Source organism: Cryobacterium tagatosivorans (assembly GCF_004402215.1).
Lineage (GTDB): Bacteria > Actinomycetota > Actinomycetes > Actinomycetales > Microbacteriaceae > Cryobacterium > Cryobacterium tagatosivorans.
In genome coordinates this window covers 64,378-77,547 of sequence record NZ_SOEZ01000006.1, presented here as the reverse complement: position 1 = coordinate 77,547, position 13,170 = coordinate 64,378, and the positions used below count along the sequence as shown (strand labels likewise).

Below are 13,170 nucleotides of genomic sequence, written 5' to 3'. Positions count from 1 at the left end.
CAGTGCTTGCGATACTGTGCATTAAATGAAGCGAGTGACCCTACAAGATGTGGCCGAGCACGCTGGAGTTTCCAGGGCGGCGGCATCGATGGTCGTTCGAGGTACTGGACGCTTGAGTCCGGAAACTCGGATTCGGGTCCGGGCTTCGATGGAGACGCTCGGATACGTCTACCATCGCGGTGCAGCGACATTGCGTACGAATCGAAGCGGGTTGCTCGGGTTGCTTCTGACGGACGTCTCGAATCCGTTCTTCTCGGCGATGACACTCGGCTTTGAAGAGGTCGCGTCGGAGGCAGGACTAATGACGATGGTCACGAACACTTTTGATGAGCCAGCTCGGCAGCAGCGTCTGGTTCGAGCAATGCTCGAATACCCCGTGGATGGATTTGCTTACACGCCGGCGGTCGGCGGCGAGGAATCGCTCGTTCTTCGCGCCGGGACGAGCCTGCCTGTTCTCGCGATCACGCGCAGATCCATGAGCGAGATCCCCAGCCTCGTGCCTGACGACGTGCAAGGCGGAGCCTTGGCCGCCGAACATCTCGTTGCCGTCCACGGTGCTCGACGGTTGATCTATCTTGGCGGACCGGAGAAAGCCGGGCCTAGGTACGATCGCATGACCGGCGTTGAGCAGGCCTTGAAGGCGCATCCAGGTGCGGAGCTCATTCGCCAGTTTCCCGGAGAAACGAGCATCCGGAGTGGTATGACGTTAGCGTCACAACTTCTCAGTTCGGATATTGAGTTTGATGCGGTGGTCTGCCACAGCGACGTGATCGCGTTCGCTCTGCTGCACGCTCTTAGGCAATCCGACCTCGATGAGCGGCTAATCAGCGTGATCGGATTCGACGGCTTGCCGGAATCTCAAGTGTTTTCGCCGGCGGTAACGTCGGTCGCCGTGGGACCGGAGGCACTTGGCGGCCGCGCCGCGGCGTGGATTTTAGCCAGATTGCGAGGCGATCGTCCGCCTGATCTCGCACCGATGACGATGCATCTCGAAGTGCGCGCATCCTGCGGGTGTCCCACTACCAGTTGAATTGAACTCGTGTACCTGTTAACATCAGCTAGATCGATCTAGCGCTAGATCGATCTACCACCGAATCAATGATGCTTGGATGGGAATCAGCGTGACAAGACTGCACGAGAGCCTGACGTGCCAACGGTGCAATTCGCGCGGACTCGTTCGCTCTGTGGTCTTTTGATGAGTACCTCAGGTGCTGCGCTCGCCACAGTGCGCTTGCGTCGACGACGCCCCGGATCGAAAACGGCCGGGACCGCCGTCATTGCGTTGTTACCGTTCGTGTTGTTCTGTCTCGCGCTTGGTGCGCTTCCCTTCGCGCGGGTAATACAGATGGCCCTGTCAACGGTGAATCTGGGGGCCACCGGATTCAGTTTCGATTGGGCCGGGATCGGTAACTTTCAGGCAGTCCTCGCCAGCAAGGACGCTTGGGAGGCGTTGGGTAACACGGCGGTGTTCATTCTCGCGACGATGATCGGCAGCATCGTCGCCGGACTCATTCTTGCGCTCCTCGTCAACAGAGCTGTGGTGATGCTCCCTATTGCACGCAACGTGCTCATATGGCCCGCCGTGGTCGCTCCGGTCGTGGTCAGTTTGATCTGGCTTTTAATCCTGAGCCCGACCGCGGGCGGTCTGAATAAGCTGCTTGAAACCTTCGGATTATCCGGTCAGGCGTGGTTGGACACTGGCCCAGGGGCGATGCTGAGCCTGATCGCTGTCGATATCTGGCATTGGACGCCGGTCGTCTTCCTCTTTATCTACACCGCTCTGCAGTCAATCAGCGAGGAACTGCTCGAGGCTGCGCGGATGGACGGAGCCAGTGAGCGACAGATTCTCCAGAGGGTGATCCTGCCGCTTCTCGCACCAGCCATAGGGGCGGTCGCGCTCGTTCGTGTCGTCATGGGCGTCAAAGTCTTCGATGAAATGTACCTCCTGACATCCGGGGGGCCAAATGGGGCCACCACGCTGGTGTCCCAGCGCATCCAGCTGTGGTTCTTTCAGGACCTGAACTACGGCGAGGCCGCCGCGTTCAGCATCCTGGTCGTGACGATAACCATCGCGATCCTCCTGCTCGCACTCTTCACCCGGTCAAGAATGGCAGGTCGCTCATGAGCATCAAGCTGAAGTCGCGTCGGCCGAACATCATCGTCGAGATTTTACTCATCGCGGTCCTGATCGCTGTGATTGCCCCGATCGCCTGGGTAACCCTGCTGGCTTTCCTACCCAACCGTGCGATCGTAAGTTCGTCCTGGGAGTTCCCGTTCTGGGTTGGCAACTACGCCGACATTTTCGCCGGAGGCACGCTGTTCCTTCAACTGCTGAACAGCGTCGGCATCGTCATAGGCACGGTGTTCATCTGCCTCGTCATCGGTTCAATCAGCGGATACTCCCTGGCGAAACTCTCGCCACCGAGCTGGGTGAAGATCCCGGCACTGGTCCTGGCCGGCGTTATTCCGCTCCTCCCGCCAGCGACGCTCGTGCCCGGACTCTACGTGTTGCTCGACAACGTTGGTTTGCTCGGGACTGTGCCGGGGCTAATCCTGGTCAACAGCCTCTTCAACCTGCCGTTCGCTGTGCTCCTCATGAGCAACTACTTCTCGACTCTTCCCAACGAGCTACGAGAGGCCGCGCTCGTCGACGGCGCCCACGAGATGCGAACGTTCTGGCTCATCATGCTGCCACTCGTGCGGCCCGGCCTCGCGGCCACCGGCGTGTTCGTTGGAATCATGGCGTGGAACGAATTCCTCATGGGCCTCACGCTGACCTCGGGCGGAGAGACCGCACCCATCACTGTGGGCATCGCAGGCTTCCTGCAGCAGTACGCCGTGACCTGGGGTCAGCTCGCTGCTGCCGGCACAATCGCGGCGATCCCCATGATCCTCCTGGCCGTCTTCGCCAACCGTCACATCGTTGCAGGTCTGACGGCAGGATCTGTCAAAGGCTGAGACGGCCCATTGAACCCCACCCTGCAACACCACATCAAAGGAGATACGGAATGATGAAAGCAGCACACGCACCGCGTAGTACGGTGCTCCGCGCCACGTCGGCGACTCTCGCCGCGGCTGTCGCTCTGCTTGGCTTTACAGCCTGTACCAGCGGAGGGGGTTCCCCCTCCGCGAGCGGCGACTCGGTTACCCTCACGGTACCGACGAGTCAGGCACCATGGAACCCCGCCTACGACAAGCTGATCCAGGAATATCAAAAGGAGACGGGCAACAAGGTCAAACTGCGCCCGTTCCCGAATCCGGACGTGAAGACGCAACAGGTGAATGACGTCCAGAGCCAGAGCCACACCTTCGACGTCTACCAGATTAACGAGCAGGACCTCGTCCAGTTCAACGAGAACGGCTGGATCCAGCCGTTCACGGATGTGGATCCGAATTACTCGCCAGATGACAGCATTTACAGCTACAGCAATGTCGGCCTCTGGAATGCTGACAAGAAGATCTTCGACAGCTCAGGTGAGCTCACCAACCTTCCGATTCTGGGCAACGTCGACATCTTCGTATATCGCAAGGACATCTACAAGAAGCTCAACCTCGACGTTCCGACGACTTGGGAGCAGATGATCGCCAACGGAAAGAAGATCCAGGAATCTGGCGAGCTCAAGTACGGAGGCGTGTATCGCACCCAGGGCGTTCCCGGCACATACAGCACCACCTTCGAGTTTCAGGCTCTCTTGAACGGCGCGGGAGGATCATGGTTTAAGGAGCCGGGAACTGACTGGACTCCGACAGCGGACAGCAGCGAGGCGATTACGGCCGCAACTCGGTTGCGTGATCTTGCCAAGCAGGGGCCGGAGGCGACAACGACGATTGGCCAGGCGCAGGCCATCGCTGCGATGCAGGCTGGCGACGCGGGGCAAACGTACATGGTCGCCGCCGCCGCCGGGCAACTCGAGGACGAGGCCAATTCCTCGGTGACTGGGAAGGTCGGCTTTGCACCGTTGCCGAGCACGCCTTCTGGTGACTCATCGTCCGCCACCGGCCTGTGGTCTCTCGCCATCCCTAGCGGCCTTCCCAAAGCGAGAGCCAAGGCGGCACTCGAGTTCATTACGTGGATTACCTCCAAGAAGGCGCAGATCCTATTCGCTCAGTCGGGCGGAATCCCGGTGCGAGAAGACGCATACAGCGTGACCGGCCTGCCTACAGGCACGAAGCAGGCGCTGGCGGCGGTCAAAGAAACGGCAGCAGGGCTTTCGGACGACCCAACCGCGCTGCGTTATTCGTTCTCATCCCAGATGTTGAACTTCACAGAGCCGGATCTACAAGAGATCGCCGCTGGCAACGTCTCGCCGGAGGAAGGGATGCAGAAGATCCAGGACCAGCTGGCTGCCTTGATTCAGAAACAAGGACTGCCGACTAGCTGAACCGGACACGCTGAGTCGGTGCAGCTGATCGCTGCACCGACTCAGCACATAGTGAGCCGCGCCGATATAAACCCGTGCAGAACGGGACAGATCGAACCATTATGAAAAGGAACCACCACGTGAACCAGCCACTGCATCCCGATATCGTTCTCATTCACTGTCACGATCTTGGCCGGTGGTTGAACATCTATGGGATGCCTAACGTTCCCTCGCCGAATATCGCGCGGTTCGCCGAGCACTCCGTTGTGTTCGAGAACGCCCATGCTGCAGCTCCTCTCTGCTCTCCGGCCCGCGGGGCCCTCTTCACCGGAATGTCACCGTATGCAAACGGCATTCAAGGCCTCAGCCACAACGCATGGCGATACCGTGAGAACGTCTTGACAGCACCAGAGCGCCTGCGACCGCTGGGATACCACTCAGCGCTCATTGGGCTCCAGCACGAGAACGTCGATCCGACCGTCCTCGGCTTCGACGAATGCCCCGGCCAGGGGTTCCTCCCACGCGTCAATCAAGTAGTTGACGCCACAGAAGACTGGCTCTCACAACTTGCACCCGTCGGAACCCGCGACCCTTTGTTCCTGACCATTGGGACATGGGAGGTTCACCGTCCATGGCCGCACGAGGATTATTCCCCCGCTGATCCTGCACAGGTCGACGTGCCTGATTTCCTCCCAGACAACGCGGGTACACGCTCTGATATCGCCGATTTCTACGGTGCCATCTCCCAATTCGACGATGGCTTCGGCCGCCTCATCGCAGCCCTCGACGTTGCCTTGGACTCCGCAAACACGATGGTGATACTGACCACCGATCACGGCGCCGCCTTCCCGGGTGGAAAGAGCACCCTCCGCGATTCGGGCACCGGCGTCACTCTGGTCATCAGACCACCGGCGTCATGGGAAGTTGCGCCACATCGTGTATCCAACGTTGTCTCGCACATGGATGTCGTACCAACCCTCATCGACCTCGCGGGCGGCGGAGCGCCAGCCGAGCTGGAGGGCGTTTCCTTGCTGCCCATGCTGACTGGAGAAGCTGAGGGAGACCCGGGCCGATTGGTGTACTCCGCTAAGGACTACCACGACACCTACGACCCGAAGAGAGCAGTTCGCTCGAAGTCCTTCGCGTACATTCGCAACTATGAGCCTGGCCCCAAACTTCAACTCGCCATCGACCTCGAGAAAAGCAAGACTCGCCAATCGATGGGGGACGCGCATATGGAACCTCGCCCGAACGAGGAACTCTACGATCGAGGCATCGATCCCGCCGAACAATACAACCGAGCCGGCGACCCCGAATACGCGCACATCAAGGCCGAGTACGCAGCAGCATTACATGAGTGGCTTACCAGCATCGGTGACCCCATCGACAAGGCGCCAACTCCGCCGGCTCCTGCACGCAGCCGTGTCGTCGACTCGCTACCAGCCGTCGGTCGTTCAGCGGCACCGCGCGCAACCGCAGACTGGTGAAGTACCTAGGTGTACTGAGTCATGACGTTGGTGACACTCGGCTGATCGGGGTTGCTTCGATGCCGGTGTGGATGCGTTCAGTGTTGTAGTAGTTCAGCCAGGGCGCAAGAGCGTCTCGTCGGGCCTGGTTGCTGGTGAAGATCTGCCGGTAGGTCCACTCGGTGGCCAGTGTCCGGTTGAGGCGTTCGACTCCCGTTGGTCCAGGGGCAGTGCGGTTTGATGAAGCGCTGCTCGGCTCCGAGCAGCGCGACGGCGTCCTTGAACGCGAGCGACTTCCGGTAGGCGAAGGCGTTGTCAGAGATGACGCGTTCGATCCGTGGGATGCCGTTCTGGGCGAAGAACTCGGCGGCGCGGATGAGGACGCCGGCGGCGGTGGTGCCTTTCTCGTCGTCGTGGATTTCGGCGTAGGCGAGTCGGGTGTGGTCGTCGATGACATTGTGGACGTAGTCGAATCCGACGCGTTCGCGACCTGTTCTGTGGTTGCGGCGGTTCTGGGCGGGTTCTGCCCGCCAACCGCCGCCGTCAGGGATCCGGCCGAGCTTCTTCACGTCGACATGGACCAGTTCTCCGGGGCGTTCGCGCTCGTAACGGGCGGCAGTGGCGCGGGAGGCGCGGATCAGCTGCCCGGTCAGCGGGTCGCACCAGGCCAGCCGCGGAACCTGATGTCGAACCAGGATCCGAGAGACCGTCCGGGCTGGCACCCCGGTTGCAGCGGGGATGCGCAGCGGCCCGGCGCGCAGGTCGGTTCGGGCCGCGAGGACGGCGGCCTCCCGGCTGGGCGCGGTGCGCGTGGGTGAGGAGCGTGGGCGGGACGACCGGTCAGTCATCCCGTCGGCGCCCTCGGCCCGGAACCTCGCACGCAGCGGTGGGTGCATTGGCGGGAGACGCCGAGTTCTTTGGCGACGTGGGCGACGGGGCGGCGGTCTCCCATCACCCGATCGATGAGCAGGAGTCTGCCCCGAACGGTCAAACGCGCGTTAATGTGTGACAAGAGAACCTCCACCACTCAGCGGGACGTGACCGAGCCCGTGCCCGGGCCAACGAGCAGGACCGCTTTGATCGAGATCCGATTCCTGAAGTCAAGCCGATCTCACGATGGACCGCGGGTGTGATTCGCCGATTCCGGCCTTCAGCTGCGACGGTCAGAGGCCAGACCGGAGAATTGAGGTCGCGGCACCGTTGGACGCGACCAAAGGTCATACAGGCCCGTGGAATTTATTCGGCGATGTGATGGAAAAGCGACTTGGGAGCAGCTCGGAGTTCCGCGCCACCACTGGGCATGCGGAATTTAATGAACTACCCGCACTGGGGAATTCAGCTTTTTCCGTGTGGGGAGTTCAGCTTGTGCAGCGGCCGAGTTCGTTGAATTCCGAACTGCGCGTTGAGGGTCGCTAGGACAGCTTCTCTGTTTCGACGAACACGATCGTGGCTGTACCTCGGTTCGCCACGGTGTGCTCGGCGCCCGCCGGGCGAGTGTAGCTCTGACCGATGCGCAGTTCCGCGGCAATCTCCGACCCGTCGGCGTTCGTGACATACATCGTGTCGTTGACGAGAGGCACCACGACGTACTCGAATTCGTGCGGGTGCATGGGGATCGCTCCACCGGGCTCGATCACCCACTTCGTCACCCGAAAGATGCCGTTGTCGATCTGGGTCTCGCTGATGGCCATAGCGGTTCCTTCGATTGTGTTGTCGTTGAGCCGAGCATACTTGCCCCGCTTGCCCGGGTCGCGCCGCTTACCCGGCGGCCGCTACGTCGTGTTGGTGGCCCAGCGCACGTTGACGCCCCAGCACAGGACTCTGGAGGCACAGGTACAGGTTCGTCACGAATGCCGCAGACGTGACCGGCTCGCCGAACAGCTCCTCGATCTTCCCGAGTCGATACCTGATCGTGTTGGCATGCACGAACATGGCCTGCGCGGTGGCTGAGATATTCAGATCCAACGCCAGATACGTCACCAGCGTTGCGTGCAACGTCTCGGCATCGCGGAGTTCGTGCAGAATCGGGCCCATGCGTGCCAGCAACTGCTGTCCATCCACCTGGGAGAGCAGCCAGGTCGCGAGGTCGACTTCGTCCAGGCGCACGATCTCGGTCGCTGTCGCAGGGCCGGCGTCGGCTGCAAAGGAGCGTGCCCGCGACCGGGCGATCTCCAGCGCCGTTTCGGCCTCGCGGAATGCTCCCGGGGTTTCCGCTAACGCCCCGAAGGGCGCCGACGTGCCCACGGTGAGCGTCTGCGCGACCTGATTGAGCCACGCCTCGGCACGTCCGGACGCGGGAATGACCGCGCTGATGGTCGCCGGTGTCTCTTGATCAAGCCTGCGGATCGAAATGAGCAGTGCCACTCCGAAGCTCTTAGCCGAATCGATCAGCCGTTGCACGTGCGCCTCGGTCGCCGATTCGCCCCCGGGCGCCGCCGCCTCCAGCGCGCGCAGCGGCACATAACTCGGGAACTTGTACTGGGCCAGTCGTCCCCAGTGCCGGTGCTCGCGCGAAGGCAGGACCCCATCCTGCAGCGTGGCCAGCACGTGCGCGTTGTCTCGGCGATCGCGCAGGCTCGCCCCGTGCTGGATGCCATTCACCGCTGCCAGCATGCGCTCGGCGGTGTCGAGCAGCACGTCACCGAGCCGGGGCAGCAGGTCCTCGCTTCGGGTGCCAATGGCCAGCACGTGCACGCCGTCGTGCAGGGCCACCGTGCGGGTGCGCAGGTGCCATCGGCCAATCGAAAACTCCTGATCGGTCGCGTGCGAGGCTGCCACCTCGTTCCAGATCAGCCGGGTGGGGGCCTCGCCCGTGCTTTCGACAATTGCCCCGTCGGCGTCATACACCACGGCCGCGCCATGACACAGATCGGCGACCCGTCCGACGAGCGCCTTCACCGGCTCCTCCATAGACACGGCGTTCAGTAGCAGGTTGGTGACTTTGAGGGTGAGGGTTAGCTCCGCGGCCTGGTCCGCAAGCGACGGGTTTGAACCGGTTCCCTGCTCCATGACTCTCCTCCGCGCCCGAATTTTGCCCGCGCGGAGGAAAAAAAAATCTGAGAAAGTTCAGATGAGGTCCTGCGTTGTCCGGGGGGTTTTGGAGATTCTACAGGCGTGCCCCGGTCGAGGTTTGGATATTTCTAATGACGAACGGGAACCGTGCCCCCACAGTTGTCATCAATCCATTCATTGACCAGTCCCAGAAATCCCAGGAGGAACACCGATGACACAACTCCGCGTAGCCGTGGATGTTGGCGGAACCTTCACCGACGTGTGCATCTTCGACGAAGATACGAAGACCATGCGGGTGACAAAGGTTCCCTCAACACCGCATGACCCAATGATCGCCGTCATGAACGGCGTGGAACGGGGTGAGATCAACCTGTCCGACGTCAGCCTGTTCTCGCACGGCACCACCGTGGCGACCAACGCCCTGATCACGAGGAAGTTTCCGGCCGCCGCCCTCGTCACCACCAAGGGGTTTCGTGACGTCATCGAGATTCGCGACGGTACCAAGGACGACCTCTGGGATGCCTACAACGACGTTTCTGGTCCCTACATTCGCCGCCGTGACAGATTCGAGGTGAGCGAGCGTATCGACTTCTCGGGACGCACGGTTACCCCGCTCGACGAGGAGGAGGCCCGCCGGGTGGCGGCCCTGCTGAAACGGCGCGGCGCCAAAACCATCGCCGTCTGCTTCCTCAACTCCTACGCGAATCCGGCCCATGAGACCCGTATGCGCGAGATCCTCGAAGAGGAGATCCCGGATGCCACCGTCTCGACCTCGGCCGAGATTCTGCCCGAGATCTTCGAATACGACCGGTTCAATACCGCAGTCGCGAACGCGGTGCTCGCTCCGCTCGTGTCGGGCTACGTGAACCGCCTCGCCACCCATCTGAAGGATGGCGGCTACGCCGGCGATCTGCTGCTGTTGCACTCGGGTGGCGGCTCGATGACCCCTCGCATGGTCGAGAAGTACCCGGTGCGCCTGGCCGCCTCGGGCATCGCCGCGGGGGCGATCTCCGCAAAGCACATTGCCCAGCAGTGCGGCTACGAGAACGCGGTCAGCCTCGACATGGGCGGCACGTCAACGGACATCGCCCTCATCGCTGACGGCGAGCTGCGCATCACCAAGGAGTGGCAGGTGGAGTACGGCCACCCGATTATCTTTCCCTCGATCGAAGTGCTCACCATCGGCGCGGGCGGCGGATCGCTCGCCCACATCGACATTGCCGGGTCACTGCGCAACGGCCCCCAGTCGGCCGGGGCGGACCCCGGGCCCGCCTGCTACAGCATGGGCGGCGACCAGCCGACAAACACCGACGCCAACGTGGTGCTCGGCCGGCTCGGCACCTCGCTCGCCGGCGGCGCCAAGAGCCTCGACAAGCGTCTGTCCGCGGAGGCCATCACCCGATTCATTGCGGCGCCACTCAACCTGGAACTGGCCGAGGCAGCCCACGCGATCGTCGCGGTCGCCAACGCGAACATGGCAGACGCGGTGCGTCTCATCTCGATTCGTCGAGGCTACGACCCGCGCGACTTTGCGCTGCTCGCCTTCGGTGGCGCGGGTGCGCTGCACGGTGCTGACGTTGCCCGCGAATTGAACATCCCTGTCGTCATCGTGCCGCCGAACCCCGGCGTCACTTCGGCGATGGGATGCCTGCTCGTTGACATTCGTCACGACCTGTCACAGATGTACACCGGGCTGGCCGCAAACGCGGACGCCGATGACCTCGAGGCAAGCTTCACCGCCCTCGAGTCTGAGGCATCCGCCCGCTTGCGGCATGAGGGTGTCGCCGACGAAAACGCGCTATTGCAGCGGCAAGTGTCGATGCGCTACCTGGGACAGTGGCGTTCTCTCTCGGTGCCGATGGGGTCGGGCGAGGGAGCGCTCAAGCAGGCGATCACGGCGTTTCACGAGCAGTACGAGCGCGAGTTCGCCTTTCGACAGGATGGCGAGCCGGTGGAGATCTACCAGTTGCACCTCGCCGCCATCGGCAAGACACCCAAGCCCTCGTTTCGACCGCATGCGCGCACGTCGACCCACCCCGGGACGCCGATCGATACCCATCCCGTGTACTTCGGCGCCGACGGATGGCTGGACACACCGGTGTACGACCGCGACACCATCCCGGCGGGGGCCAGGTTCCGGGGCCCGGCCATCATCAACCAACTCGACTCGACCACGGTGGTGCCGCCATACACACACGCGGAGATCGACGAATGGCTCAACATCCGTATTCACCTCGAGGAGATACTCCATGGGTAACACCGCAACGGCAACCGCCCCCCTGACCACGCTGGATCCGGTCACTTTCGAGGTGCTCAAGAACGCCTTCGCAACCAGCGTTGACCTCATGAGCGAACAGATCCTGCGTACCTGCTACTCCTTCGTCATCTATTCGCGCGACTTCTCCTCGGCATTGTGTGATGCCGAGGGCAACACCGTGATGCAGGGTTCAGGGGACATCGCCGTCCACGTCGGCACGCTGCACTTCCAGTGCAAGGCCGTGATTGAGGAATTCGGGACGGACATTCACCCCGGCGACGTCTTCGCTATCAACGACCCATATCGAGGGGGCACTCACTTCAACGACGTGTCATTTATTCGTCCGATCTTTGCCGATGGCGAAGTGATCGCCTATGCGCAGAACAAGGGACACTGGGCCGACATCGGTGGCAACGTGCCCGGTTCCTTCGATGTGAACGCCAAGGAGCACTTTGGGGAAGGCCTGCGCATAACTCCGGTGCGGGTCTGGTCCAAGGGCGTGTTTCTCCACGATGTGGCGCAATTGCTCGTCTCCAACACGCGTGCGCCTGCGCAGGCTATGGGCGACCTGCACGCCCAGTCCGAGGCGACCGCCGTGTGCGAGCGACAAATGCAACGCCTCATTGGCCGATACAGCACCGCAACGGTGAAGACCGCGCTCAAGGAGACACAGGACTACGTGGAGCGAACCGTGCGCCGCCGCCTGGAGACGCTGCCGCGTGGCACCTGGGAAACAGTCGACTACATGGATGCCGATCCCGGAAAGGGTGAGGGGCTCGTACCCATCAAGATCAAGCTCACCCTGGACGGCGAGGGCATTCACTATGACCTCACCGGCTCGGCACCGGTTGTTGAAACATTCCTCAACTCGGGCTATGGCACAACGTTCTCAGCCATCTACGCCGGCACCAAGACGTTCTTTCCTGACGTGCCACTCAACTCGGGATTCTATGCGGCCGTCACCGCGGACATCGGGCCCGAGGGCACCGTCGTGAACGCTGGATGGCCCTACGCGGTCACCGGCTTCTGCTCCGGCCCCTACGAGAAGCTGATGAACGGCATTTTCGAAATTTGGTCCCAGGTCATGCCTGAGCGGGCCATGGCGTGTGCGTTCAATCTCGAATACCTGCTCGTGGGCGGCCGCGATGCGCGCAGCCAAAAGAAGCCCTACTTCATGTGGTACGACTGGATGGCTGGCGGCTGGGGTGGCCGCGCGTCCAAAGACGGCTCGACGGCGACCGCACCAGTGTTCGGCCCCGGCCTCGCCGTGCAGCCGCTCGAAGGTCAGGAGCGTCTCTCGCCCGTGCTCACCTCGGTGCATCAGATTGCCGTCGACTCGGGTGGCCCCGGTCGTTTTCGGGGTGGCTGCGGCATCGAAAAGGGCGGGACGTTGACCGACGCCGAGTCCACGGTGATGAGCTACTCCTGTGACCGGGCTCGTTCCATCACCTGGGGCATTGAAGGCGGGCTGCCCTCGATCCCGCACGGTGTGTGGCTCAACCGCGGATCTGACAACGAGAAGTTCCTCGGCTCAAACTTCTCGTCGGTGCCCCTGCAGCCGGGAGACACCTTCATCCGCCCCTCCGCCGGTGGCGGCGGGTACGGAGACCCGCTTGAACGCCCGGCGGAAGAAGTGCTGGACGACGTCATTGACGGCTACGTTTCGCTGCGTCGCGCTGCCGAGGACTACGGTGTGGTGATCGATGAGCTCGATGCAGAGCTCGATGACTTCCGAATCGATTTTGCCTCCACCGCTGCCAAGCGCGAGTCAATCTCCGCGCAGCGGCAGGGGTGGCTCGAAGTCGACCCCGCGGTGATCGCAGAAGGCTACAAGTCGGGCGAGATCGACATGCTCGATGTGATCCGCCGCCATGGCGTCATCCTCGACTGGGGCACGGGCGAGCTCTTTCCCACGACCACCGATCAGTTCCGTGCGCTGATGGAACGGCGGTCGGCGCAACACTGGGGCTGACCGCAGCAGACGCCCTGGAGGTCTGGGGCGGGCATCCGACCGGGCATGCGCAGGCACGCGCGGTGCAGGATGCCCGCCCAGATATTGTGCAACAGCACAATA

Annotated in this window: 9 protein-coding genes and 1 pseudogene; 7 read left to right on the top strand and 3 right to left on the bottom strand. The window is 62.3% G+C overall.

What is annotated here, in order from left to right:
• The first annotated feature begins 25 nt into the window (after positions 1-25).
• From E3O23_RS00480 to E3O23_RS00460, 5 genes are all read left to right on the top strand, one after another.
• Positions 26-1,030 (top strand): LacI family DNA-binding transcriptional regulator, encoded by a 1,005-nt coding sequence (locus E3O23_RS00480; RefSeq protein ID WP_134486710.1) that lies wholly within the window; start codon positions 26-28, stop codon positions 1,028-1,030.
• 315 nt (positions 1,031-1,345) lie between these two features.
• Positions 1,346-2,125: a carbohydrate ABC transporter permease gene (locus E3O23_RS00475; RefSeq protein WP_166790348.1), complete on the top strand. Its 780-nt coding sequence runs from the start codon at positions 1,346-1,348 to the stop codon at positions 2,123-2,125.
• A complete protein-coding gene (locus E3O23_RS00470; RefSeq protein WP_241983250.1) occupies positions 2,122-2,958 on the top strand; it encodes a carbohydrate ABC transporter permease in 837 nt (278 codons plus the stop codon). Before E3O23_RS00475 ends, E3O23_RS00470 begins: the two co-directional genes overlap by 4 nt.
• Before the next feature lie 50 nt (positions 2,959-3,008).
• Positions 3,009-4,382 (top strand): ABC transporter substrate-binding protein, encoded by a 1,374-nt coding sequence (locus tag E3O23_RS00465; protein WP_134486704.1) that lies wholly within the window; start codon positions 3,009-3,011, stop codon positions 4,380-4,382.
• A gap of 119 nt (positions 4,383-4,501) precedes the next feature.
• Positions 4,502-5,848: a sulfatase family protein gene (locus tag E3O23_RS00460; RefSeq protein WP_166790347.1), complete on the top strand. Its 1,347-nt coding sequence runs from the start codon at positions 4,502-4,504 to the stop codon at positions 5,846-5,848.
• Positions 5,849-5,867: 19 nt separating this feature from the next.
• Here the strand turns inward: E3O23_RS00460 and E3O23_RS00455 are convergent.
• The 3 genes and pseudogenes from E3O23_RS00455 to E3O23_RS00445 form a co-directional block, all read right to left on the bottom strand.
• Positions 5,868-6,839 (bottom strand): annotated as a pseudogene (locus tag E3O23_RS00455) (IS481 family transposase).
• 400 nt (positions 6,840-7,239) lie between these two features.
• Entirely contained in the window at positions 7,240-7,518 is a 279-nt protein-coding gene (locus E3O23_RS00450; protein WP_134486698.1) for a cupin domain-containing protein, read from the bottom strand.
• A gap of 67 nt (positions 7,519-7,585) precedes the next feature.
• A complete protein-coding gene (locus E3O23_RS00445; RefSeq protein ID WP_134486695.1) occupies positions 7,586-8,836 on the bottom strand; it encodes a PucR family transcriptional regulator in 1,251 nt (416 codons plus the stop codon).
• Positions 8,837-9,050: 214 nt separating this feature from the next.
• On the opposite strand from E3O23_RS00445, the gene E3O23_RS00440 reads away from it, so the two are divergent.
• Both E3O23_RS00440 and E3O23_RS00435 read left to right on the top strand, forming a co-directional pair.
• The gene (locus tag E3O23_RS00440) at positions 9,051-11,096 is read left to right on the top strand and encodes a hydantoinase/oxoprolinase family protein (RefSeq protein ID WP_134486692.1); all 2,046 of its coding nucleotides are present in this window, start codon (positions 9,051-9,053) and stop codon (positions 11,094-11,096) included.
• Complete coding sequence (locus E3O23_RS00435) at positions 11,089-13,068, top strand: hydantoinase B/oxoprolinase family protein (protein ID WP_134486689.1); 1,980 nt, start codon at positions 11,089-11,091, stop codon at positions 13,066-13,068. The genes E3O23_RS00440 and E3O23_RS00435 overlap by 8 nt, the downstream gene beginning before the upstream one ends.
• The last annotated feature ends 102 nt before the right edge of the window (positions 13,069-13,170 follow it).